The organism is Saccharolobus solfataricus, from assembly GCF_900079115.1.
Lineage (GTDB): Archaea > Thermoproteota > Thermoprotei_A > Sulfolobales > Sulfolobaceae > Saccharolobus > Saccharolobus solfataricus.
In genome coordinates, this window is sequence record NZ_LT549890.1 from 998,603 (window position 1) to 1,023,157 (window position 24,555).

Genomic DNA, 24,555 nt, shown 5'->3' on the forward strand with positions numbered 1-24,555 from the left:
GTAATAAAAATAATGATTATATCTTACCTTCTCCTTCTTACTAGAGCCAATATTGCCAGAACTATTGCTATAATACCGATCGCTAAAGATATACTCTGATATTCTAATGATGCAGTCCTTAAAGAAGATATAGAAGATGATAAACTATTACTTACATTAGTTAATTGGTTAGATATTACATTCACCTTAGTATTTAGATTAGTTAGACCGTTTTCAAAATACAGATAACTACTATTACTACTACTTAAACCATCACTTTGAATTGCTGTTACTGTTAAATTATACCCACCATCTGGATAATTTTGAGTATTTATAGTTACTATATGGGTCCCATTTGTTGTAAATGAATTTATCAAGTTACCATTCAAGTATACGTTAATCCTACTTACATCTTCACCAATTACATTGACGGTAACATTAACTGTTCCAGTTACGTTCTTAGAAGGTAAGTTTATCGAAATACTTGGTAATTCAGGGTATAAACCTTGGATATGAATGTTTATTGGAACTACTTTAGAGTTAACTACGTTTAATCCATTTATACTTCCACCTATGGCGTACAGAGTTGAATTGTATAATGTAATGTTATTCGCATTACTCTGCATTATCAACACAGTGGAATTTCTAATTACTATATTAGATATGTTCCCATTCAATATTTTTACATTGCTGTTAACGATAATAACGTTAGTAAGGAAGTCATTTAATAGATTGCCACTTACATTCAATATCTTCACGTTAACTAAACTTGCATATGATGGTAACGTCTTATCTAAGGTTTGATTTGTAAATAAGGTATATGGCAATACGTTGATTGTATAAGCATTACCAGAATTGGTAGTGGTTGGATTACCTAAGGCTGAAATTCCGGTTATTAAGACCTTGAATGGCACTCCGAAATATCCTTGTCCAGCTAAATAAGTTAGATTTCCTGCACTAATTGCTGAAGGCAGTGTGAAATTCCCTTCCCATTCTCCTATCTTAGGATTATACCACAGCGGTATCTCTATTATTGAACTTATCGTAGTATAATTAAATGAGAGGCTCGAGGGGTACACGGTAGCACTAAACATTCCGAACTTAATTTCATTAGTACCATTTGTTATATTAGCGTAAATGAAAACAGTTTGTCCCTCAAATGCATAGTTAACTGACTTCACTGAGATCGTGGCTTGATTAGAAACGTATATTTGACCGTAGTAGAATCCTCGAATTGTAGTGTTCAAAGTATAAGAGTAATAGGTTGCAAATAGTAGAACATTATAAAGCCCAGAGGGAGTATTTTTAGGTATGTACAAATATCCGAAGTAGATTCCATTTGGTGATAATGGTATATTAGCCTCATTTATTACGACACCATTACTACTTACCAATTTAGCAGTAATGTTAGTACCTTGTAATGCATCTTGGAATGTAGTACTGGGTAAGTTAACTGGCGGTATAATTGATCCCTCTATTGTAATGTGTTGCCCAGGGGAAACACTGCCCGGTTCAACTACCACTTGTGGCAATATGAATAAGGTTTGCATGTATACTCCATTGGTAAATGCGTCAAATCCATAGGCATTACCTTCAGCTATAATCAATAGATCTCCTATGCTTAAGTCTGGTGGCAAATCGATAACTCCTACTCCATTCTTAATAGGTACACTTAACGTCGTTACAAACGTGTATGCGTTTGTTGTTATGTTATAGGAGTAAATATTAAGGGTAATATTCATTACTCCAATTGGCGCCTGGAAATATGAGTTAGATAAGGTAATTCCCAGTTCAGCATTACCCAACTCTACATAAACTGGTGTAAAAGTCGTCGTATAATTGAATGTTATGTAGTATCCAGAGAAGGTCTCATAGTACCCAATTCCTCTTAATCCATCACTACTTCCATAAACGTAGACAAATAAGATACCACTAGCTTTATTGGATAAAACACCACTACCAGTCCATAATTTAGTAAGTGAATTATATGTCAGATTAAACGTAGTTAAGTTCCCAAGATAGTTCTCTATTAATGCCTTGAATTCGCCAGTTTGTACTGGACTTCCGTTAGGATATGTTATATTAGCAGTGACTAGAATACGTTGTCCAGGATAGAATTGTTGAGGAGATACTGTGGGTATTGATGTATTGTAAACGCTAACTATCACATTTAGCTCTTTTGATAAATTAAGTGTGGGTAGTATTTTTTCAAAATATCCTGCGTTAATTGTACCGTAGCCTGTTACCAAGTTATAGCCATAAGTTGCAACCCACGGTATGTTATAACCAAACGTTATTGGCTCTATTACCTTACCGTAGTAATTCTCAGCCATGTAAGTTAGTATAGGATTAAGTAAACCTATTCTATGATGAGTATAGCTTTCAATTGTGGCTAGCACTCCAGCAGTTAAAGGAGAAGCCTCACTTGTGCCACCTGTTATCCCGGTTGTGTTACTTGGTAAAACGATGTATATTCCAGGATATACATTGGCGTTAGCGGAGATCTCTGGTATTAACTTACCGTTTGGATAAGTAGATGGTGTAGGTAGTCCCCATTGATACCACGGTTTAGGCTCTATTATACTTACACCACCAGTTGAACCACCATAATTTACATTATTTGGAACGAAACCATAGTTGGACCAAGCAGTCTGATAATACGAACCGTTAGGGAATTGCACATATACAGTCGTACCTCCCACTGAAGTTACGAAAGGTGACGTTGAGGGATACCCTACAGTGCCTATTGGTCCATTACTATACCCAGAGCCTCCAGCATCTCCAGAACTTGCTAGGAAAGTTATTCCCTCAGCTGAACCTAGTGCATAGTACTCATCACTTAATATTATACATGAATAGAATAATGGCCCGTTGAAAAGTGAGGAAAAGAGACTTTCTGGTATGCTAAAGCTTTGGGATAACGTATCAACTTTATTTTGACTTGTAATATATGCGATAATAGCGGGTAAAGGAATATTTGGATTAGCGATATATAGCGTTATGTTAGCCTTTGGAGCTATTGCGTGTGCTACTTCAACATCCAGGCTAATCTCTCCAGCCCAACCAGTTACAATACCTAAGTTAGGATTATAGGGTCCAATTGGTACTACACTAAAGTTGGGAGGATTTGGTAATCCAGTTATTTTATCAAAATACGCTAATTGCTGTACAATGTAAGGATCGCCATAAAAGTCTAGTATTCCTATTGTAGTATTCTCTCCCTCTGTAGTAACATTGTACACTTTTTGTAACACAGTTGGCCAATAGCCTTCAAGTGGAAATGTTTGATTTATCTCTTGCTGAAAACTCTTTATTGTACTCTCTGTAATTAATGTAGATGGATGGGCGAAGAATATTGCAGAAATGTTACTGGAGTATACATAGGCGTTTATCTTGGGATATCCGTAATTAGTGTAATAGGTTACGGAACCATTAGAGTAAACCGCATACTTAGTACCTAAATACTTCTCAACTTGCCCCACTGTACCTTTTATTACTATTACTGAGTTCGATGCAGTAAATATCACTTGAAATCCGCTACTTTTGACGTAGTTTAGAATTTGGTTATACTCTTCAGTAGGTAAGAATAACTGCTGAACCTCGTGAGGACTTAAGAATTTATGATATAATGGTGAAGCTGGATTTGAAGCTCCACTGGCGTAATAGTATAATAGATCTAGATTTTTAAGTGGTACGAAGATTGTAACTATTACCTCTTCATTGGCATTTAGTGTTCCTATTTCTCTAAATTCTTTCAAAGTTATTGGATTCTGGTACATATTGGGATTTGATGCAAAAACTAATGGTATAATGGAAATTAATAGCATCGACATTAAAAATATATATCGATACATATTTGTTTATACTGTTACTAATTTTTAAACTTTTCTACCAATAAGTGTACTGATCAGTGTACTAGTATCCTCTAATTCTTCTTAAATAGAGCTATATCTATTGTTCTATCTCAATTTGGTATTATCAATTAACGTAATACTTGACAATTAGTTGGTTATAAGATAAAAAATCATTGAACCTTTCTGCTCTGCTTAGTAAATAAAAGTGGCAATAAGGTAAGAACTCCTATTAGGCTACAAGACAAAGTATATATTTCAGAGGTTCTAAGACTTATCGTGTAAAGCAATGCAAATATAATACTACCTAACACACCGCCTAAAGCCTTACCAGTATATAATATACCACTATTCACTGTGGAAAACTTAAAGCCGAATATCTCCGTGGAAACGTTAAAATAGAGTGTAATTAGTGAGCCTCCTGCAAAGCCTACTAAAATCGTTGAAAGTGCTATTTCCCCTAAAAGTAAAGAAATACTACCTAACGTTAATACAATGGTAAGAAGGAACGTTGTTCTCAATATACCTAATCTATCAGCAATATAGCCGAAAATTGGCCTTAATCCTCCACTTAATAAGGGTAAGATTGAGATCAAAGTTACTAATTCTTGTTGAGGTAAACCTTTTCCTAGTATTGGTAATTCTGAAGAAAGTACTGTTAGCGGAACTATGGAAGTTGCGAAAGAAAGGTAGATTAGCCAGAATTTGACACTTAAAACGGCTTGCCTTGGAGTCTGACCAGATAGTTTAGGAGGATAATCTGAGATGTACAAGAGAATTGGTAATAGTACTATCTCAACTAATCCTATTGCGAGTGTTACTATTCTGTAATTACCAGCCATGGATATAAAGGGATTAGCTATGGCCGAACCTATTCCAAATCCCATTGACACAATCCCAGTTGCAAATCCCATTCTTTCCCTAAACCACTTCATTGCTAGGTTTGCAGCTATTCCGTAAAGTATGCCCTCTCCTATACTACCTATTGACCAGCTTACAAAAAAGACGTAAATATTAGGGGAAAGATAAGTACCCAGAAAACCAATTGCTGATAAAATTGCTGAGATAACCCCTATCCTTTTTGGACCTTGTTTATCAGCAAAGTGACCCCCAATTGGTTGAAAAACAGAGGAGAATACGCTGAACAACGTAAAGCCTAAGGCTATCTCAACTACACTAACATTAAATCCCTCTCTTAAGAGAGGCTCTAAAGCGTTCCAAGAATATTGGTAAAGTGAATTAAAGCACATTATTACGAAGCCAATAATTATGTACTTGTTCCTTTTCATGAGAGGATATGTTCACAATTAGTTAAAAAGCTTACTAAAGGACTAGAAAGAAGGCATGTATATTTTTTAAACCATTACGTAAGTCACCTTTGAGCGCTTGAAAGCACTATAGGACATTAAGCTCTGAATTCAAGGAGGAATTCAGAAACTATTGCCTTCTTATAACATATCTACTTAAAATGACGAAAATGAAACCGAAAATTATTATCCCTAAACTCCATAGTAAAGATAAAGGATTACCAATGAAAGCGTAGTAAAGGGCTTGAGAGACGTAAGTAGTAGGTTCAATATAAGTCAAATAGCGAAATGGTAATGGTATAAAGGCTACTGGGAAGTAAACTGGGGCGAAGAAGGAAAGTACGAAGCTTATAATTGTTGAGTATTGATTTACGGCGTATATGTTCCTAATTCCTAAGCCTAATGCCATACCTAACATTGAAGCCATAAATAGAGACGATACCAGTGCGATAAGTAGAAAAGGAATTGATTTTATTTCTACATGAAGTAAATAACTACCTAGGACTAGGATTATTGGTATCATAATTAGTGTGGCAATACCATTACTAAGAGCTATACTTATTGCATAGAACTCTCTCGGTATACCAGTTGCTATCATCAAGGAGAATCTGCCAGCATTTCTCTCAAATGCAAGAGATTGAGCAACAGAAGTTAAAACACCAATTGAAACGTAAAACGTTATTGTTCCAGCTACTATGAATGGCGTCAATGATCTAATTGAGATATATCCAAATACTAGCATAAATCCTATTGGGAAAAGTATTGAGAAGAAGAGAAACACCGGTAAGTACGCCCTTATCATCTTTAGTTGCATTACAATTAAGTTAAGAAATTCACTCAACATCCTTCATCACTTGAAGATATATTTCCTCTAAACTAGGCATTCTAACTTCAAATTTGCCGTTAATTGTCATTATGATTTTCTTGAGCTCCTCCTCACCCTTCACCTTATAGACCTTACCGTTAGTATAATCAATTACCTCGTACCAATCAGCGAATTTCTCCTTTATTTGTGTAGGTGTTCCCTCAACTATAATCTTCCTGCTTAGAAAATATATCTTATCGGCTAGTCTCTCTGCCTCATCCAAATAGTGAGTAGTAAGTAACATGCTCTGACCCTCCTTTCTCATGTTAAGCAATATTTCCCACACCTCCCTTCTAGCTTCAGGATCTAAACCAGTCGTGGGTTCATCAAGTATTAGGAGTTTAGGATTATTTATCAAAGCCATTGCGATTAGAGTTCTCCTCTTTAAACCTCCAGATAGATCCCTAGCCAGAGTGTTCCTTTTACTTCTCAAATCCAATCTTTCCAATAATTCCTCTCCTCTCTTCTTAATTTCATCCTTAGAAGCTCCCTTTAATCTCCCCATGTAATATATATTATCCCATACTGTTAGATCACCATAGGGCTCACATTCTTGCGGGATTACTCCTAAGAATTTCTTAACGTGTCTATCAGTTGGTTTCTTACCTAGAACCCTTATTTCACCCTTAGTTGGGGTTAACTCACCGTAAATTTGCTTAACGAGGGTCGTCTTACCAGCGCCATTGGGTCCCAATAACGCTACTATTTCTCCCTCTTTAACTCTCATCGTAATGTCCTCATTTGCAATAATCTTACCATAAGCCTTCCATACGTTATTTACCTCAATGACATACATTACAATCCTTTTTTCTGATTGAGTCCTTTTAAATTTTTCGTTAATAGTTAAAAAATAGGAGAAAAAAGTATAAACTTCTCTAACGTAGTAATGGCTATGAGAATAAGAATAGATTTACCTCAAGATGAAATACCCGCACAATGGTATAATATCCTACCAGACTTACCGGAGGAACTACCCCCGCCACAAGATCCCACTGGCAAATCCTTAGAACTATTGAAGGAAGTTTTACCGAGCAAGGTGCTGGAGTTAGAGTTCGCTAAGGAAAGATACGTAAAAATTCCAGATGAGGTTCTGGAGAGATATTTACAAGTTGGAAGACCGACTCCAATAATTAGGGCAAAAAGGTTAGAGGAGTACTTAGGAAATAATATCAAAATCTATCTGAAGATGGAGAGCTACACTTACACTGGTTCTCACAAAATCAACAGTGCCTTAGCACATGTATATTACGCTAAATTGGATAACGCGAAATTCGTTACGACAGAAACTGGAGCTGGTCAGTGGGGATCATCAGTTGCACTAGCCTCAGCCCTATTTAGGATGAAAGCACACATATTTATGGTTAGGACTAGCTATTATGCAAAGCCTTACAGAAAATATATGATGCAGATGTATGGAGCGGAAGTTCATCCTTCTCCTTCAGATTTAACAGAATTCGGTAGACAATTATTGGCCAAAGACTCCAATCATCCTGGATCTTTAGGCATCGCAATAAGTGATGCAGTAGAATATGCTCATAAAAACGGTGGAAAATACGTTGTAGGTAGTGTGGTAAATTCAGATATAATGTTTAAAACGATTGCCGGAATGGAGGCTAAGAAGCAAATGGAACTGATTGGTGAAGATCCAGATTACATTATAGGAGTAGTAGGAGGGGGATCAAATTACGCAGCATTAGCTTATCCATTCTTAGGAGATGAGCTGAGGAGTGGAAAGGTTAGGAGGAAGTATATTGCCTCTGGATCCTCAGAAGTTCCAAAAATGACTAAGGGTGTTTATAAATACGATTATCCAGACACTGCGAAATTGTTGCCAATGCTAAAAATGTACACAATAGGGTCGGACTTCGTACCACCTCCAGTTTATGCAGGTGGGCTAAGATATCATGGAGTAGCCCCAACTCTCAGTCTATTAATTAGCAAGGGAATTGTACAAGCAAGAGATTACTCTCAAGAGGAGTCGTTCAAATGGGCTAAATTATTCTCAGAACTGGAGGGATATATACCAGCTCCAGAGACTTCTCACGCATTGCCAATATTGGCTGAAATAGCTGAAGAGGCTAAGAAGAGCGGAGAAAGGAAGACAGTACTGGTTAGCTTCTCTGGGCATGGACTACTAGATTTGGGCAACTACGCCTCAGTGTTATTTAAGGAGTAGAAAATGAGGACTTTAGTAGGAAGTATACTCTTAACAATTTCCCAATGGTACGCCTTCTTTTTATTTTCCCAGCTCTCTTTCATAGAATTTAACGTTATAATTGGCTCAATAATTTTCGTTCTGGGTTTTATAGCAAGAATGTTAGGAAGCATAATATTTGGTTATATAGGGGATTAGGGTAAATAGGAGAGTTGCCTTAATCTTAGCTGACATTACGTTAGCAGTTTCATCCCTAATAGTGTTGATACCTAATGTCTATCCTTTAATTATTTCAAGACTTTTGCAAGGTCTTAGTTTAGGCGGGGAATGGGGTGGAGCTAGTACTATCGTCATAGAAGCGTATTCTGAACATAAATTTAGAGGGTTTATTACAAGTTTATTGCAATTATCAGTCCCAATTGGCATTATATTATCTTCACTCACTATCCTAGTAATCTATAATTACTCTGTTTACTGGCCTTACTCATTTCTCTCAATAACCTTCCTATCGCTTCTCTCATTATTGTTAGTCAAGGATATAACTACGCAAAAGGTGACTAGAAGTGAAACACAACCACTATTAGAAGCAAAGAGACATGATTGGAAGAATATTTTAAAATCAATAGGGATTAAAGTGAGTGAAAGTGCAAACTTCTATATTTTTACCTCATATATTTTCACAAACTCATCCTCAATTTCCTTCCTCTCGTTAATAGTACTAATCTCTATTTCCTTTCAGCTCTTCCTAAATCCCATTCTTTGGCTACCTAAGTGATCTATTTGGAAGGAGGAAGGTCGTAATTATTGGGTTAATACTAATGATCCTAGCCGGTATTGTGCTATCAAGAAGAAATTTCCTTCCAGGGGAAATACTGATGTCAATTTCGGATTCAGCTTTATATGCCCCACAATCCTCAATATTTACTGAAATATTTGATAAAAAATACAGATTCACGGTCTCAAATTTTTCCTATCAAGCAGCAAGTATACTAGGTGGTTCACTAGCACCAGTAATACTAAGAGCTAATCAATCTTCACTAGTGCTAGTCACATTATCATACGTTCTGGTGACGTTTATAAGTGTATTGCTGATTGCAGAAACTAAGGGGAAGAAAATCTAATCAATCCCTCCTTATCACAGCTGTCATACAATGAATCCCACCGGCACCACCAGTCAAATTTGAAACTTCAACCTCTATTACATCATACTCTTTTTCAAGCTTCCTATTTGCGGAAATTTTAGGAGAGACAATCTTACCGTCGTCTATGGTCAAAAAATTAGTTACATACTTTTTTGCCTCATCCACACTCACTTCAATTAAATTAAATCCCTTTTCTTTAACCACGTAATCGTATAACGTAGTCTCCCTTATGATCTTCCTATCGTAATAGACAGCAACCCTACTCTCTTCCATGAAACTCCTAACACTAACTACTGAACTAGAAGATCCAACATTGAAGAAAGTATCCAAATGAATGAACTCTTCCCTATTCCAATGAATTATACCTATCTCTCCTCCATTCAAAATATTAAATAACTCACTTACACCCTCTAAATCAGTTCTAACTCCAACACCTACCAGATTGAAATCACCCATTGGAAAGAAATCTCCACCTTCAAATTTACCTCTACCTATTTCCTTATATTTTATATTTAACGCTTCCCAAAACAACTTCATAACTTCAACTTCTTTTTCTCTCTGATGTGTAGCCATCCTTCCCATTATTATTCCTTTTTCCGTAGTAATCTGTTGATCCCTCATGAAATAGAGATTGGAAAGAGGGTCAGTCAGTTTAACCTCTAAGTGTGTACCTTTATCCCTCTTCTCGTAACCAAGAATAGGTCTTAAGATCAACAACTCGACAAGGAATTCGGGATCATCATTATTAACTCCAACTTTTTCTATCACCTTCTCCCTAAATCTATCGTCTCTTCTAATCTTGTTCACAATTGTTTGTCTTAGCCTATATATTTTAACTCCTTCCTCTTTTAACACTCTTCTAAGATTATCATGTTCTCTCCTAGCTTTACTCCAATTGAATTGCCTTTCATAAAGGAAAGATGAGGGATCTAAAAGACCCAGCATTACCTCTAAGCCAGGCTTATGCATTCCTACAGCTCTAAGCTTTCCCCACTCAGCAATCATTAGAATAAAATCGGCGTGAATCTAAATAAAATTAAGGAGATAAACTAAGGGTAGCATTTAATATCATTTCCAGTGCGTGCTCAGTACCTTCCATGAAGTGATCTCTATTCCAACCCTCTGTTAGTTTTAAAAGACCAGTCATAGTAACCTTCCATTCAGAAGAGATTTTCCCTTTAGAGATTTTCACCTTATTATATCCCCTTATTGGTCCGTCTAGATATTCAAAGGTTAAGGTTCTCTCATCGTCATTTATGATTATCCTAACTTTACCCGAAGAGGGAAACGCAAACCTGATTCTTCCCTCGTAAACATTCTTATCCACTTCCTTAACGTTTAATTCCCTAACACCCTTCCAGTAGTTTGGAATTGAATTTACATCTCTGGCTATCCGCCATACTATATCCTCTGGCATATTGAAACTCTTCTCAATTACGAACTCTATCATAATGATAATAATCTCGCTCAAGGATAAAAACATTTAATAAAGTGATAGGTGGTTACGCTCACGGATTGGAAGATCTAGGAAGAATAGTTGTAGCCCATATAATGAGTCAAGAGCCCTTAATAATTTCTAGAGATAATGGGATTAGTTGGGATAAGGTAAGTGTAAAGTTGCCAAGACCCACATTTGGTGTAACAGCAATAGCTAAAAAGGATGAGAGAAAGGTAATTTACTCCACTACTGCAGTATACGAGGTCGATATAATAGAACAAAAGCCTATAGAGTTAGTTAAAGAGATACCAATGACGAGAAGAGTAATAAAGGTTTAATCATAAGACGATGAAGCTTATGTATAAAAGGAAAAATTTAAATTCCAAAAAGCGAAATTAATAATTTAAGATAGAGATTTTACAACAAAAATTATTTTTTAAAATTTTTCTGTGAGCCATTCTTGTTTTCCATAATACCGGCTTCATAGTTCAGTTTCTCGTTAACTATTTGCTTATATGTGAGATCTTAAAGCTATAAACTTTTTATTATATTGATTTTAGTGTAAACTCTCAATTTCCAAGAAATCTATTTCATTCAAATACTCATATTTATTGGAGTCCTCACGTTTGTGACTATTGACCAAAAAATGAGAGTAAACATGTACACGTTAGCCTCAAGTCAAGTAGTAAGGTATGCAATAATAATAGCAGCAGCATCCCTACCATTAATCCTTGCAGCACTACATGTAACACACGCTGGAGAATCAATAGCACCAGGTACTGTTTAGATACGTTAAATTCTTTTTAGAATTTTGAAGATACTATTTTTATGTATTCTCACTACTTATTCTGTTGAGTATGATAGATTCTACTGTTATACAAAAACTTACGAAATCATTGCATTACGTTCAGAGGTTTGGTGACCATAATCACGAGTTGCTGGGTGAGTTAACTGGGTTAGAAAACGTTAGGAATGTCTTATCTAATCTTAAAGTATTGGTTATTCCGTCTCCCAAACTTGATTCTCTAGGATTATCGCTCTTTCATACTACTATTAAGTTGACAAGGAATTCTAAGGTCCAACCTTTAGATTTCTATTACCTACTTGATGGCATGGTGGTTGCGTCATTGAGGGATGTTTTGACTAGTGATACTATAGTTTTGGATGTTGTGTTTCCTAGGGGTAGGTGGGATTTTGTTCAAATTTTAGAGATGATGAGTAGGGGGGGATTAATTGATAATTATAAGACTTACTTGGAGTATAGGAGGGAGGTTTATCCAGTTGATTATTCAACTTTTAATTTCGATACTTTGACTTTTGAAAGGGTTATACTGGATAAGCCTAGGGAACCTTTCCAATTGCCGGATCTTACTGACGATTTTAAGCCGGACTGGATTGACGTTTATACACTTGGAAAGAAACAAGAGAATCCTTTAAGGTCGTGGGATGAGATAGCAGAATCTATAGGTTTAACATCAGATGAAGTAGTAGATCATTATTTTAATCACGTTGTTGGTAAGGGTTTGGTGGATGCGTTTTACACTTATTTAGGTAAGACTGACTTTAGAATGTCGTTGATCGTAAACGATACTAATGAGGAGATTACTAGGGAGTTGAGTAGGATTGTTACACTTCTAAGAATATCTTATTTACATAACGATAAAATATACGCATTTATTGTTGGGCAAAGACATACATTGATAGATATCATGGAGTTCATTAATAAACTATCCTCAGCATACCATTTTTCATATGAAATTTACGTCCATCCAATTACGCCTTTAAGGGATTTCGTTAGAACGTATTCAATACCTTACGAACACTTCACAAAGGACAATAAGTGGTCAATTACGCTTAAAGAGTTAAAGGAGAACTTTGAGAAGGAATTGAGTAGAGTATTAGAAGAAAGGAAAAACACCTAAAAAATGCTATGGTAGTATATATTTACCACCGAAAACTTCTCGCATCAAAGGCTGGGAAAAGTCAAAATAGAAGAAAGTATTAATATAAAGAAGAAGTTGGAGTTAGCAATCTTTTTATTTGACTAAAATTATATCATAATATGACTGATCTGCAATCTCTTTACGATAAGTTCAGATACCCTTACGTGGAGGTTAGGAGACATATCGTATCGACGTTTGGGATGTCTTTTCTTAATGGCAGATTAATGGGATCGTTTAGGTTTACAGATGATGGCTATTCAGTTAGGTATTACAAGGATGGCGTGTTATATTTTGCTTCATCAAATAATCCCAATGATCTACTGAGCAGCAACAAGGAGTATAAGATAGAGGGGTGGGAGAGCGGTTTAGATAATACTGAACCTAAGGAGGGTAGTTATGAGGTTAAAGAGGGTAAACCTTTTGATCTCATGTCAGTTGACGAGAAGATAAGCTTCTTCAAGAACCTATACGAGGCTGTAAAGGACTTCCGTTCAGTCAAAAGCGTTTCATTTTTCTATGACGAAAGTATTGAGGAGAAGGAGATTATTGTCAATGGTTCACGTATAGTTGGAAGGGTTCCTAGGCTTTACGTAGGAATGAACTTAGTCCTTAACGAGAACAATAGGACGGCTACTGCGTTTTACGAACTTGGAGGAAGTGGTGGGCTGGAAGTATTAGAGAGGATGAATTTGAATGAGGTCGTAGTGGACAAGGTTAGATCTGTTACTGAGGTCTTGGCTAAGGGTAAGAGCTTTGGTGAGCGGACTACTGATGTAGTTTTGAGTAATATGTTAACAGGTATAATGGCTCATGAATCTGTTGGGCATCCATTTGAGGCCGATAGAGTTTTGGGTAGGGAATTCGCCCAGGCTGGTTTGAGTTATCTAGCCGAATTGAAGGATAATAGGATAGGTAGCGATGTCGTTACTGTTATAGATGATCCTACAATACCGAACAGTGGCGGTTATTACACAACAGACGATGAGGGTGTTGAAGCTAGACCTAAATACTTAATTAAGGATGGTAAGGTTAACGAATATTTACAAAATAGGTTTAGTAGTAGTAAATTTAACGTTAAGAGTAATGGCTCGGCCAGGGCTGCGAATTTCGATAGGGAACCTTTAATTAGGATGTCTAATACTTTCTTTAAACCTGGTAACATGACCTTTGATGAGCTTTTGGAAGACGTCAAGGAAGGCGTTTATATAAAGAGTTACATGGAGTGGAATATTGATGATATGAGACTAGGTCAACGATATGTTGGGTTGGAAGCTTATGAGATTAAGAACGGAAAGATTGGTGATCCAGTGCTATTCCCGGTTTTTCAAGGGAAGACTACTGAATTGTTAAAGGCAGTTGATGCAGTTGACAATACTTTAGTATTTTATCCGGGTACTTGTGGCAAGGGTGATCCGGATCAAGGTATACCCGTTTGGCTAGGTGGGCCTAATATGAGATTGAGAAATGTTAGGATTAAGGTGATGGGAAATGAATGAGGAAATGGTAAAATACGTGCAAGAAGTAAAGGGAGAAGAAGTAGGACTATTGAGAGTGAAGACAAGGAGGATAATCATTAAGCTAGTTGAGAGTAAGGTAGCTACAATACAGAGAATGACTAACAGCTACTATTTCCTAGCGTTAAAGAAGGATAGCCAGGGGTTCTTGGGTAGGATAAACAATTTAAATGAAAAACCTAAACTAACTCCAGTAGACTTCTTCCCTATTATGAGTAAAAATGAGCGGGAATACAAAATGGTTAAGAATAACACTAACATTTTATCACTATTTGACGATTTATCACCTCTTTTATCTCTCATACAGTCGGAATATCCCCTTTACGGTATTATATCAATAGATGATGTGGAAAGATCCTTGGTTACATCTAAGGGATTCAACGGAACGGAAAGCAATCTGAGCATAAGCGGTTACTTTAGGGCTAAGAATAAAGAACATAGCGGACAGTGGGCTTTCTCGTCAACTAGCTTCTCCTCCTCTCAAGTTAAGGATAGTATAAAGAAGGCTAATGAGTTGGCATCGATTACTGGCAAATACGAGATTACCGAAGGTAAATATGATGTAATCCTCTCTCCTTTAGTAATGGGTAATTTAATGGAGAGTGTTGCGAGGATGGCTTCTGGATATGCGATAATGTCTGGTATGTCTATGTTAAAGCCTGGGGAAAAGGCAGGATCAGATAAGTTTACCTTACTAGATACTCCTAAGGAGGATAGGCCTAACTCATGGGGATTCGACGATGAAGGCACGTTTACCTACAATAAGGCTATAATAGAGAATGGTGTATTTACAACTCCTTTATTAAATAATGAACTATCCAATGTCTTCAAATTGCCTAGTACTGGAAATGCGGGATGGATATATCCAACGGCTTGGAATTTAGAGGTTAAGGAGGGAGACACTAGTTTTGAATCATTGCTGTCCGGTAATGTCGTTTTTATAAATAATGTGTGGTATACCAGATTCCAAAATTACGCTGAGGGCGATTTCTCAACAGTTGCTAGAGATGCCACTGTAGTCTATAGAAACGGCAATCCCGTTGGAGTTATTGGTAGGGTAAGGATAGCTGATAACTTAAAGAGGATTTTAAAGAATATAGTAGAATTATCTAGAGAGAGGTACTCCGTAAGATGGTGGGATGCCCCAATGCAAGGGGTTTATCCATACGCTTTAGTCAAGGATGTTAGGCTAAGTATAGCGTGATGAACCGTGTTTCAGCTGATCTGTGACGATAGCCCTTCGGCTGAGCAATTTTTTATTTTATAATTGCTAATTTTTACTTGTGAATGAGGAGGAGTATAGGTTAAAGTTAAGGGAATGGATAAGAAATAGCGCTCCGGAGTCATTAAAGGGAAGAAAAATCCTATTTGAGACGGTAGAATTTGATGATTATAATGAGTTAAGGTCTTGGCAAAGGAAATTGGCTGATGCCGGATATTTGGGAATAACTTGGCCTAAGGAGTACGGTGGGCAAGGTTTAGATCCAATTTACGAAGTAATCGCTTATGAGGAGTTCATAAGGGCAGGATTGCCATATGGTAGAAGTTTAGGGTCAATTGGTTTAATGGTAGTAGCTCCTGCCATTTTAAAGCATGGAAATGAAGATCAGAAGAGGAGATATCTACCTAGAATACTAAGGGCCGAGGATATATGGTGTCAAGGTTTTTCTGAACCACAAGCTGGCTCAGATTTGGCTTCTGTGACCACTAGGGCCGAGGATAAGGGTGATTACTTTTTAGTTAATGGACAAAAAATCTGGAGTAGTTATGCCCATATTGCTGATTATATGATACTCTTAGCAAGAACTGGTGAGGATAAGTATAAGGGCTTAACGATGTTCATTCTTAACATGAAGCAGGAGGGAATTAGAGTATCCCCCATAAATCAATTAACGGGAAAGAGTGACTTTAACACGGTGTATTTCAACAACGTAAAAGTTCCTAAAAATAACGTTATAGGTAACGTTGGTGATGGTTGGAAAGTCGCCATGACAGTTTTAAATCATGAGAGGTTCATGTTGGGAGTTACAATGTTATTTACGTCAAAGATAGCCTTGGAGAGTTTGAAGGGGGTAAAGGAGAAAGAGGAGTTGGAAGATGAAGTTGAAGGTCTAGAGGCGTTTTATAGAAGGATTTTAATAAAGTTGAGGAAAGGAGAGGATATAGACGTGGAGGGATCGATGTTGAAGCTTTTGGCATCAGAGTTGCTCCAGAGGATATATGAGATCGCAGTGATGAATTACGATTTGGAAACCATAATGAAAGAGAAGTGGTATTTAGGTATGTTAGCTTCTAGGGGTAGAACAATAGCTGGGGGTACTTCAGAGATTCTTAGAAACGTGGTAGGTGAGAGAGCTCTTAAACTTCCGAAATAATTATATTGCGTTTCTCTTTTCTTATAATATGTTCTTCGATGATTTTCAAGTCGGTCAAAAGTGGGAGAGCAAGGGAAGGACTATAACTGATGCAGATGTTGTAATTTTCACTGGAATAACTGGTGCGCTTAATCCACTATTCTTAGATGAGGAGTATGGTAAAAAGACTAGATTTAAAGGTAGAATAATACCAGGTTTGTTAACAGCCTCAATTGCAATCGGCTTAACTTATCAATTACCCGTAGATCCTTTTGGCGAGGGTTTCGTAGCTCTAACTAAATTAGAGATGGATGCCAAGAAACCAGTGAAAATAGGGGACACGTTAAGGGCGATAGTTGAGGTTACTGACAAGAAGGAGAGGGAGAAGGATGGCAGAGTATATTTGACAATTAGGACCCTGAATCAATTGGGAGAGGAAGTAATGACGTTAAAAATGGAAATATTGTGCAATAAGAGAAGTTAAATAGTAATTAAAAGTAAAGAAGTAAGTTATTTTTAAAACAATTATTATTTTTATTATGCATTATATTAGCCATGTACTAGGAGATTCAAATCTCATTTGAGACTTGGGGCTTAATTCTCCCTAACATAAACGCTAATAGTGCTTTGGTTTCAAGAGTCTCTGCTACAATGAATTTGTCAAGGAATCATTTAAGTGATGCTATGTGTGAAGTGATTATGTCATAATTTTATTGTAGAATTCCTTATTATTTTGACTCTTGAGAAGAGTCAACTATACGTAGGAATGACTTATAAAATGAGTCAAACTTATTAGAAAGTAATCATAAATTTTCTCAGTGAATAGGGAGTTAATATTAAAGGCGTTAATAGACTGGAATTTCTGGTACAAGAACCAATTCGTCGGTATAGAAAGAGAGTACTCTGATCAATTGTTAGACCTATTGGAAAAAGGTTTAGCGATATCAGTAATTGGCGTGAAAAGATCTGGAAAGTCCACAATCATTAATCAAGTAGTTAAGAAGCTAATAGAGAAAAAAGGAGAAGATCCATTCGACACGCTAATAGTTAACTTTGAGGACTCTCGCTTTGGCGATATAAGAACTGCTAACGATTTGTTCTCCTTATATGAGTTATATAAGGAGTTAAGAAAAAAGAAAAAAGATAGTAAACCGTACATTTTCTTAGATGAAGTTCAGAAGATCAAGGGATGGGAGGGATTTGTTCGGTCCATCGTAGATAGAAAGGAAGCTAATATAGTGATTTCTGGATCTACAGCGTCAGTGAACAATAAGAGCGTCAGAGAAGTACTAGCTGGTAGGCATTTAATTCTAGAAGTATTTCCACTATCCTTTAAAGAATTCTTAGAATTTAAGAACATTAGATTGGAAACGGAATTAGATATGATAGCCAAAGAAAGCGAGATTAAAGTGCTCTTCTCAGAATATTTAAGCTACGGAGGATTTCCCCTAGTAGTATCCAATGAGAGGGATAAGGAGAAGATATTACTACAATTGTATGAGGATATAATTTTTAAAGACGTAATTAGCGAATGCAATATAAGGAATGAGGAAGAAGCTAAGAACCTAGCCATATTTTACATCTCAAACGTAGGGAATAAGATACGTTTTAGAAAAATATCTAGGTCCCTTAATATCCCCTTTAGAAACGTTCAAAGGTATACTGAGTGCATGAAAAACGCTTATCTTATTTTCTTCGTAAAAGCCCTAAGCCCAAAGCTAAGTGAAATGGCTAAATACGATAAGAAAGTGTATTGCATAGACAATGGTATATCCAACGTATTAGGATATAGGCTAAATCAAAATATCGGTAGCTTATTTGAAAATCTAATATTCCTAGAACTCTTGAGGAGATATGGGATTAACAATGTCTTCTATTATAGGGGTAGAAGGGGCGAAGTAGACTTCGTCGTAAAAGTTAAGGATGAGATAAGGGAAATATATCAAGTGACTTACCAGTTGAGTGACGTAGAGAGGGAACTAAAAGGTATCGAGGAGTTTCTAAAGATAAGAAAAACAAAGGCTTACATTATAACTTTTGATGATGAGGGAGAGATAAAGGTTGGAGATGACTTAGTGAAAGTGGTTAAGGGCTGGAAATGGTTACTGTTGGAATAACTTCCCTAGTAATATAACCCTTTTTAGATGAAGGTGCAAATCCAGATCTGCAGTAAACCCTATTCCCCCATGAGACTGAATTGAGTTGAGAATTGCTTTGAAGGCTTTCTTGTATGCGTGTTTAAATATCCTCTCTGGACTTGTCGGATTAACCAAATATCTAGACCTAACTAACTCTATTCTTAAGGCATCGTCAACAATCCTATGTTTTATTGCTTGATAAGACCCAATTGGCTTACCAAACGCTATCCTATTTTTAGAGTACTCAACAGTCTCCTTAAGCACAGCAGTTGCATGACCTATAATTTGAGCCGAGGCAAGTAAAATTACCTTGTTAAAATCGAAATCTGATTTTCTCCACTCTCCCTCAATTATCTTATAAACTCTCACTGAAGGATCTGGTGATTCTATCTCCTCAACATCTACGTCATTTTTATTTGAAATCCCCTTTGGTGTAACAATGGCCTCAGCTTTATCAACCTCAGCAACGTAATTAACGCCAACACTTACAAGATAATCAACTCCTAACATCGAGCTAAAAGCAACTATCCCCGGCAATAAGTTCTCACCAATAATCTCGTTTAACAATAAGGCGTTTGTCAAACCAGTCTCTCTGATGAACTGGAAGATACCTAAATCCTTAACCTTACCGAAAACTTCCATAATTTTATCTCTACTAACCTCATGTTTCTTAGACCCATACTTATTCCACTCCCTACTTAAGAACTCATTAAATGAGTTTTTAATCAGTTCTAAATCCTCATTTGTCTCAACGTCCAAAAGCAACTAACCTTCACCACAATTCATAATTAAGAATTAAGGTTTAAATTGCTATACTAAAAACTTAGAGGAACTTACACCATGCGAAACGTAGACCATTGATGGATTAAACGACTTTATATTCTCAACACTTTTCCTTAGCCCATCGAAGTCCTCATAAATATTAGGATACTTTAATCCCCTCTTATCACCTTGCAAAGTATCACCAACTATTATAGCGTTTAATTCCGGCAAGTAAATTGAAATGGAATCGTTAGTGTGACCGGGAGTCTTAATTATTTCGACTCCCTTTACGAGTTCACCTTCCTCTAGAACAAAATCAACATTTACACCGTTGAATTTCCTAAAGAAGAAAGGTCTGCCAATTGAGAAAATAACCTTAAGCGCTGAAGAATGCAAGACTGGTTCTCTTATTTTACCGTTCTTTAAATAATTAACACCGTTATTATCAATCCCAAACTTAGCATCATTAACAAACCTCTTTACTTCATAAGCCCCTCCAATATGATCTACGTGTGAATGAGTAAATATTACGCTTTTTATCTTGTTAGGGTTCTTCCCAAGCCTAGTTATACCCTCAATGATTCTTCTCCCACTACCTGGAGTACCACTATCGATTAGGATCAGTCCATTCTCATTAGTCTCTATTAAAAATACCTTAACGAAACTTAGAGGAATCTCAAAGACTTTCATAAGAGATAATTAGTAGTTGATAGCTAATATAGATAGCATTGGATTTTTCAGCAAGCATTTCGGATCCTACTAATTTTAACCTATATAGGTTAAGGGTTAGTATTTTGGAAAAGTTCTTAGACTATGATCTAGTGGTATATCCTTTGTCTAAAGCTATAAACTTTCTGAAAGCACTAGTGTTACAGAACTGTTCCGTTCGATGGAATCTCCGCCATGGGTGCAGGAGATCTCGGAACATCTAAGAGCTGCAGCTTTCATTTTTGTAACCATTCATATAGCTCCTTGAAATCCCTTACCACAACATCTGGTTCATAGCCTAACGGGTCAACTGGCATATTTCTCCTATTAACGTATATGCCCTTCATTCCACTATTCTTAGCACCAATGACATCAAATGGATTTGATGAAACCAGATAAGCCTCTCCCTTAACTGCCTCAAGGAAGTATCTGTAGACCTTGGGTGAAGGTTTATATTCCTTTACTCTTTCTGCACTAAATATTCCTTTAAAATAGCTTGATAAACCATTAAGTTTCAAAAGTTCCTCTATAGTCTTAGTTGTACCATTGGATAAAATGTAAATATCAGCTATTGTGGAGATGTCCTTTAAGTAGATTGCATCTTGATGTGTCCTTAGACTTCTCCACTTATTTAATTCCTCCTCTATTTTATCCTCTCCTAGGGTGTAACTTATTGCTATCTTGGTTATCTCGTCAAAATCCACATATCTTCCCATTATGGTCAATAGCCAAGTATATTCTAACTGTTTCCTTCTCATTTCTTGTGAAATTGCTGATAGATCCAAAATTGTACCGTATAAGTCAAATGCTAAGATTTTCTTTTCTTTTCCCATATCTTTTCTTATGCTCTTATATATATATATATATAAGTGATTGTAAAGATCCCATAATTTATTTAAGTCATAATCGTGTTAACTTTCGGGAATCTCGTAAGTATTAGATTTGGTAACGAGAAATTATACGTGCTCTGGAGGAACCTTATAATCTGGTTTGAACTTTATGTATATTATAGTCTATTTGAAAGATAAGATTTTTTAAGAAACGTGATCTATTTAAGAGGATATTAGACATAACCTTACTTAATATTATTTTATTTATAAATAAAGGTCACTCTTTAAGAACGGGCTAATTCAAGTCTCTTTTTCGACTTCCCTTTGCGACTTGTAATTTGTTAATAATGTGAATATAAAAATGTTAACATTGGTAATCATGTATCTCTGCTAGTCAGTTGTTTTCATTGAGTTAAATTCGTAACTATCTCTGAAATAAAGTGAATTCAAGATGAATACTTGAATTGGCTGGACAACTCAAAAATTAGCTAATTAGAAACTTATCTTGCACTTTCTAATAGTTCTACCAACAATAAAACTCCCATAAGGTAGTTGAAGTACAGCACCGTATTTCCTTATATCGTTACTCCACTTTTCTAATTCCTCGTAAACGTTAATTTCATCGTATGTAACACAAAATGCTATAGATACTCCCATTAAAACAGTTCCTAGAGTTAGATTATTCTTAAATTCTTTATTTGTCATTATAACAGTATCCAGATAAATATTTGTATCTTTTACGAATCTCAATCTAGCATCGCTAAAATTCAATTCCTTTGCTTCGTCCTTTACAATAATTAATACATCCAAATCAGAGTCCTTCTTATATTTCCCCATAACTCTACTTCCAAAGAATACTATTGCAAGTACTCCTTCTCTTCTCAATAAAAAGGTGGCTTTTCTAAATAACTCCATGTTTTCTAAGATAATTCTCTGCAATTTCGATCACCTCATCAGAATACTTTATTCCTTCTTTACACATTTCCTCAGTTACAAACTCCTCTGGGGTAGTTATATTATTTCCGTTAAAAAACGGGTATCTAGATATGTTCCATGCGCCAGAAAGATAGTCTAATGCGTTCAAGACTACATCTAATTCGTTTCCAAGATCTTGTAAATTATTCGAAGCATCTGCTATAATGTCGTGTTCTTTCTTATATATCAATTTTACTTCTAACATCGCTTTCACGCTTTTTTCAACAGATTGTTGAGAGTAAAAGAGACATTCAGGATAATCTTTAAGCTCTAAAGCTCTTTTAGCTCTAATATTATCTTTTTTTGCTATATTTAAGAAGGCCTTAGAATATTCTCTAAACTTAGGTGGAATCACAAGTAACTTTCAAAGCAAAAGAATAAATCTTTTGAGAAGTCTTTTTATTTATACTATCAGATCTTAGTGCTAATCTCCCTTTTTATGCTTCACAGAAATTTAGCAGAAATGTCATTGTAAATTTTTATGCTATATCCTTTTTATTTCTAAAACGACTTTCTGAAAAAAGGCTATCTAAATTGTGTTTTCCTTACGTGTATTACGCAAGGAAGGTATTACTTTCAATTAAACTAAAAATCCAAAATGTCATGATTTCCACTGGAGTTTATGGGTCTTATCGTTTCTAGTAATACACTGTTCAGATAACTGGAGGTTAACTTGTCAAGTTGACCTAACTCTTTTCCAGAAGTGTTTTAGTTCCTAAAATCAACGATACAACGTGAAACCACGCTTAATACCCCATTCTGATTATTTCCTATGGATCTAGTAAAAATAGTAGTGATTGAGAGTAAAAATATGAATGTCACAAGGTTCTTTTCCTATATACTTAAAACAAGAGAAAAGTAGAGAAATATTCTATTATACTCTCTTTTTCCTAAATTTTAATCTTAAACTTAAGGGAAGTAGAGTCTAGACTCACGTTAGGGTATGAAATTATCTCATCCTAATTTTTATTTGGCATAACGCTAATATGAAAAACATAAATAGTTAGAGTGTTAACTATTAATTATGAACTCAAGCAATCTAGCACTTCTAGTTCTAGTCTTTGGGACTTTGATGTCAGCAATAGATACCACAATAGTAATTTTGGCAATACCAACAATAACTGAAGACTTACATGCAGACCTATTCATTATGATCTGGGTAATCATTTTGTATTTACTAGTTATAGCAGTATTCACTACTCAGTTGGGAAGATTGGGCGACATATATGGAAGGGCGAAATTTTACAACTTAGGCTTTGCAATCTTTACCTTAGGTTCAGCGTTATGTGGGGCGTCTCCCAATGCGATTTATTTAGTAGTCTTTAGGGGTATTCAAGGTATTGGGGCAGCTATGATGCAAGCCAATGCAGGGGCAATAATAGCGGATATTTTTCCTCCAAATAGAAGAGGAAGGGCTTATGGATATACTGCAATAGGTTGGAATGCTGGAGCTACATTGGGTATAGTCCTAGGTGGATTTATTACTACCTTCGTTGGTTGGCGTTACATATTTTACATTAATGTACCGATAGGAATTATCGCATTGATCTTAGGTTTAAGGTACATCAAAACCTTAGAAACTAGGAAAGTTAAATTGGATATTGCTGGAATGGGTACTCTATTAGTCGCATTGTCATCCATGGTTTATGGCGCTGTCGATATTGCTGGATATGGGATTAGAGCTTTGAATATGGTCTTGATTTCCCTTGGTCTAGTAATTTTGCTAATATTCTTCTGGTTAGAGGGAAGACATGAATTCCCAATAATTGACTTAAGGGTCTTTAAGGGTAATAGAGTCTTCACGTTTTCATTGTTAGCGTCTTTCTTACAAAGTACTGGTTATTTAGCTACGGCGTTTATTATAATAATGTATTTACAAGGCATAAGAGCTCTGTCACCTCTTAATGCGTCCCTTCTTCTCGTTCCCGGTTATGTCTTAGCCAGTCTAGTAGCTCCATTTACTGGTAGATTATCTGATAAGATAGGTGCTAGAATGCCCGCTACTATAGGGTTAAGTTTAATGATAGTTGCTGTCTTAATTTACCTCACTCTCTCCCTGAATACCCCACTCTATATTGTAATATTGGCTTCTACAATTGGAGGCATAGGTTCTTCATTGTTTTTCCCTGCCAATAACAGCGCGATCATGGCAAATGCTCCTAAGGGATTTTATGGTGGTGCGTCTGGACTAGCAAGGACATTAGCCAACTTAGGGAGTATAATCAGTTATACAATAGCAATTAGCGTATCATCTATCGTCATTCCTAGATATGTGGCATTTGAGGTTTTCCTAGGGACTTCAAACCTTATAGGTGGTGTGGCTTCTGCGTTTCTAACAGGATTAAAGGCCGCATTTTACGTTTCCTTAGCTATCTTAGCAATAGCGTTAGTACTTTCTGCAATTAGAGGTAAGGAGGTTAGAACTCAAGTTTCAAAGTGAACAATTGAGATGCTTTTTGATCTATTGAATATATTTTTACTATTAGACTACAATCATGTACTCGTTTCAATTCCTGTACGGATGTACAATTTAGCTTCGTGATAGCTCATTAATATTAGGTAAAATCCAATAAGTCCACAAAGTATGAACGCTA

20 protein-coding genes and 2 pseudogenes are annotated in these 24,555 nt (G+C 36.1%); 11 read left to right on the forward strand and 11 right to left on the reverse strand.

Features of this window, described 5'->3' with window-relative positions:
* Nucleotides 1–23: 23 nt before the first annotated feature.
* The 4 genes from SSOP1_RS05765 to SSOP1_RS05780 all read right to left on the reverse strand — a co-directional run bounded on the left by SSOP1_RS05765 (nucleotide 24) and on the right by SSOP1_RS05780 (nucleotide 6,798).
* Nucleotides 24–3,833, reverse strand: a complete 3,810-nt coding sequence (locus tag SSOP1_RS05765) for a S53 family peptidase (RefSeq protein ID WP_010923205.1) — start codon at nucleotides 3,831–3,833, stop codon at nucleotides 24–26.
* Nucleotides 3,834–4,003: 170 nt separating this feature from the next.
* Nucleotides 4,004–5,119, reverse strand: coding sequence for an OFA family MFS transporter (locus SSOP1_RS05770; RefSeq protein ID WP_010923206.1), 1,116 nt, complete (start codon nucleotides 5,117–5,119; stop codon nucleotides 4,004–4,006).
* A gap of 148 nt (nucleotides 5,120–5,267) precedes the next feature.
* The gene (locus SSOP1_RS05775; protein ID WP_010923207.1) at nucleotides 5,268–5,981 is read right to left on the reverse strand and encodes an ABC transporter permease; all 714 of its coding nucleotides are present in this window, start codon (nucleotides 5,979–5,981) and stop codon (nucleotides 5,268–5,270) included.
* Complete coding sequence (locus tag SSOP1_RS05780; protein ID WP_010923208.1) at nucleotides 5,971–6,798, reverse strand: ABC transporter ATP-binding protein; 828 nt, start codon at nucleotides 6,796–6,798, stop codon at nucleotides 5,971–5,973. The genes SSOP1_RS05775 and SSOP1_RS05780 overlap by 11 nt, the downstream gene beginning before the upstream one ends.
* Before the next feature lie 90 nt (nucleotides 6,799–6,888).
* On the opposite strand from SSOP1_RS05780, the gene SSOP1_RS05785 reads away from it, so the two are divergent.
* Together SSOP1_RS05785 and SSOP1_RS05790 are read left to right on the forward strand one after the other, a co-directional pair.
* Nucleotides 6,889–8,178, forward strand: a complete 1,290-nt coding sequence (locus SSOP1_RS05785) for a TrpB-like pyridoxal phosphate-dependent enzyme (protein WP_010923209.1) — start codon at nucleotides 6,889–6,891, stop codon at nucleotides 8,176–8,178.
* Between the two features lie 3 nt (nucleotides 8,179–8,181).
* Nucleotides 8,182–9,278: pseudogene (locus SSOP1_RS05790) on the forward strand (MFS transporter).
* Here SSOP1_RS05790 and SSOP1_RS05795 read toward each other — a convergent pair.
* Nucleotides 9,279–10,304 carry an arginine deiminase family protein gene (locus SSOP1_RS05795; RefSeq protein WP_010923212.1) on the reverse strand — a complete coding sequence of 342 codons (1,026 nt, stop codon included), beginning with the start codon at nucleotides 10,302–10,304 and terminating at the stop codon, nucleotides 9,279–9,281.
* Nucleotides 10,305–10,335: 31 nt separating this feature from the next.
* Nucleotides 10,336–10,782 carry a hypothetical protein gene (locus SSOP1_RS05800; protein WP_010923213.1) on the reverse strand — a complete coding sequence of 149 codons (447 nt, stop codon included), beginning with the start codon at nucleotides 10,780–10,782 and terminating at the stop codon, nucleotides 10,336–10,338.
* Here SSOP1_RS05800 and SSOP1_RS05805 point away from each other — a divergent pair.
* From SSOP1_RS05805 to SSOP1_RS05835, 8 genes and pseudogenes are all read left to right on the forward strand, one after another.
* Nucleotides 10,773–11,075, forward strand: a pseudogene (locus tag SSOP1_RS05805) (hypothetical protein); the annotation flags it as partial. The gene SSOP1_RS05800 and the pseudogene SSOP1_RS05805 overlap by 10 nt on opposite strands.
* A 290-nt stretch (nucleotides 11,076–11,365) precedes the next feature.
* On the forward strand, nucleotides 11,366–11,524 hold the full coding sequence (locus tag SSOP1_RS16870; RefSeq protein WP_012716051.1) for a hypothetical protein: 159 nt from the start codon (nucleotides 11,366–11,368) through the stop codon (nucleotides 11,522–11,524).
* A 70-nt stretch (nucleotides 11,525–11,594) separates the two neighbouring features.
* Nucleotides 11,595–12,659, forward strand: a complete 1,065-nt coding sequence (locus SSOP1_RS05810) for a hypothetical protein (RefSeq protein ID WP_048054204.1) — start codon at nucleotides 11,595–11,597, stop codon at nucleotides 12,657–12,659.
* Between the two features lie 140 nt (nucleotides 12,660–12,799).
* Nucleotides 12,800–14,176 (forward strand): TldD/PmbA family protein, encoded by a 1,377-nt coding sequence (locus SSOP1_RS05815; RefSeq protein WP_010923215.1) that lies wholly within the window; start codon nucleotides 12,800–12,802, stop codon nucleotides 14,174–14,176.
* The gene (locus SSOP1_RS05820; protein WP_010923216.1) at nucleotides 14,169–15,398 is read left to right on the forward strand and encodes a TldD/PmbA family protein; all 1,230 of its coding nucleotides are present in this window, start codon (nucleotides 14,169–14,171) and stop codon (nucleotides 15,396–15,398) included. The genes SSOP1_RS05815 and SSOP1_RS05820 overlap by 8 nt, the downstream gene beginning before the upstream one ends.
* Before the next feature lie 79 nt (nucleotides 15,399–15,477).
* Complete coding sequence (locus tag SSOP1_RS05825; protein ID WP_009991592.1) at nucleotides 15,478–16,569, forward strand: acyl-CoA dehydrogenase family protein; 1,092 nt, start codon at nucleotides 15,478–15,480, stop codon at nucleotides 16,567–16,569.
* Nucleotides 16,570–16,597: 28 nt separating this feature from the next.
* Nucleotides 16,598–17,032: a MaoC family dehydratase gene (locus SSOP1_RS05830; protein ID WP_009991590.1), complete on the forward strand. Its 435-nt coding sequence runs from the start codon at nucleotides 16,598–16,600 to the stop codon at nucleotides 17,030–17,032.
* A 334-nt stretch (nucleotides 17,033–17,366) separates the two neighbouring features.
* Nucleotides 17,367–18,665 carry an ATP-binding protein gene (locus tag SSOP1_RS05835; RefSeq protein WP_009991589.1) on the forward strand — a complete coding sequence of 433 codons (1,299 nt, stop codon included), beginning with the start codon at nucleotides 17,367–17,369 and terminating at the stop codon, nucleotides 18,663–18,665.
* Here SSOP1_RS05835 and SSOP1_RS05840 read toward each other — a convergent pair.
* The 5 genes from SSOP1_RS05840 to SSOP1_RS05860 all read right to left on the reverse strand — a co-directional run bounded on the left by SSOP1_RS05840 (nucleotide 18,651) and on the right by SSOP1_RS05860 (nucleotide 22,316).
* Entirely contained in the window at nucleotides 18,651–19,451 is an 801-nt protein-coding gene (locus tag SSOP1_RS05840) for an acyl-CoA dehydrogenase family protein (protein WP_009991588.1), read from the reverse strand. The genes SSOP1_RS05835 and SSOP1_RS05840 overlap by 15 nt on opposite strands.
* Before the next feature lie 45 nt (nucleotides 19,452–19,496).
* Nucleotides 19,497–20,138, reverse strand: a complete 642-nt coding sequence (locus SSOP1_RS05845; protein WP_009991587.1) for an MBL fold metallo-hydrolase — start codon at nucleotides 20,136–20,138, stop codon at nucleotides 19,497–19,499.
* Nucleotides 20,139–20,392: 254 nt separating this feature from the next.
* The gene (locus SSOP1_RS05850) at nucleotides 20,393–20,989 is read right to left on the reverse strand and encodes a haloacid dehalogenase type II (RefSeq protein ID WP_009991585.1); all 597 of its coding nucleotides are present in this window, start codon (nucleotides 20,987–20,989) and stop codon (nucleotides 20,393–20,395) included.
* A gap of 489 nt (nucleotides 20,990–21,478) precedes the next feature.
* Nucleotides 21,479–21,925: a nucleotidyltransferase domain-containing protein gene (locus tag SSOP1_RS05855; RefSeq protein ID WP_009991584.1), complete on the reverse strand. Its 447-nt coding sequence runs from the start codon at nucleotides 21,923–21,925 to the stop codon at nucleotides 21,479–21,481.
* Complete coding sequence (locus SSOP1_RS05860) at nucleotides 21,888–22,316, reverse strand: HEPN domain-containing protein (RefSeq protein WP_009991583.1); 429 nt, start codon at nucleotides 22,314–22,316, stop codon at nucleotides 21,888–21,890. The genes SSOP1_RS05855 and SSOP1_RS05860 overlap by 38 nt, the downstream gene beginning before the upstream one ends.
* A gap of 669 nt (nucleotides 22,317–22,985) precedes the next feature.
* On the opposite strand from SSOP1_RS05860, the gene SSOP1_RS05865 reads away from it, so the two are divergent.
* Entirely contained in the window at nucleotides 22,986–24,401 is a 1,416-nt protein-coding gene (locus tag SSOP1_RS05865; protein ID WP_009991582.1) for an MFS transporter, read from the forward strand.
* The last annotated feature ends 154 nt before the right edge of the window (nucleotides 24,402–24,555 follow it).

What these genes read in the sequence shown, in the direction of transcription:
- SSOP1_RS05780 (WP_010923208.1), bottom strand. Translation starts at nt 6,798, where the DNA reads ATGTATGTCATTGAGGTAAATAACGTATGGAAGGCTTATGGTAAGATT.
- SSOP1_RS05865 (WP_009991582.1), top strand. Translation starts at nt 22,986, where the DNA reads ATGAACTCAAGCAATCTAGCACTTCTAGTTCTAGTCTTTGGGACTTTG.
- SSOP1_RS05815 (WP_010923215.1), top strand. Translation starts at nt 12,800, where the DNA reads ATGACTGATCTGCAATCTCTTTACGATAAGTTCAGATACCCTTACGTG.
- SSOP1_RS05765 (WP_010923205.1), bottom strand. Translation starts at nt 3,833, where the DNA reads ATGTATCGATATATATTTTTAATGTCGATGCTATTAATTTCCATTATA.
- SSOP1_RS05830 (WP_009991590.1), top strand. Translation starts at nt 16,598, where the DNA reads ATGTTCTTCGATGATTTTCAAGTCGGTCAAAAGTGGGAGAGCAAGGGA.
- SSOP1_RS05770 (WP_010923206.1), bottom strand. Translation starts at nt 5,119, where the DNA reads ATGAAAAGGAACAAGTACATAATTATTGGCTTCGTAATAATGTGCTTT.
- SSOP1_RS05845 (WP_009991587.1), bottom strand. Translation starts at nt 20,138, where the DNA reads ATGAAAGTCTTTGAGATTCCTCTAAGTTTCGTTAAGGTATTTTTAATA.
- SSOP1_RS05820 (WP_010923216.1), top strand. Translation starts at nt 14,169, where the DNA reads ATGAATGAGGAAATGGTAAAATACGTGCAAGAAGTAAAGGGAGAAGAA.
- SSOP1_RS05850 (WP_009991585.1), bottom strand. Translation starts at nt 20,989, where the DNA reads ATGGGAAAAGAAAAGAAAATCTTAGCATTTGACTTATACGGTACAATT.
- SSOP1_RS05785 (WP_010923209.1), top strand. Translation starts at nt 6,889, where the DNA reads ATGGCTATGAGAATAAGAATAGATTTACCTCAAGATGAAATACCCGCA.
- SSOP1_RS05775 (WP_010923207.1), bottom strand. Translation starts at nt 5,981, where the DNA reads ATGTTGAGTGAATTTCTTAACTTAATTGTAATGCAACTAAAGATGATA.
- SSOP1_RS05800 (WP_010923213.1), bottom strand. Translation starts at nt 10,782, where the DNA reads ATGTTTTTATCCTTGAGCGAGATTATTATCATTATGATAGAGTTCGTA.
- SSOP1_RS05795 (WP_010923212.1), bottom strand. Translation starts at nt 10,304, where the DNA reads ATGATTGCTGAGTGGGGAAAGCTTAGAGCTGTAGGAATGCATAAGCCT.
- SSOP1_RS05810 (WP_048054204.1), top strand. Translation starts at nt 11,595, where the DNA reads ATGATAGATTCTACTGTTATACAAAAACTTACGAAATCATTGCATTAC.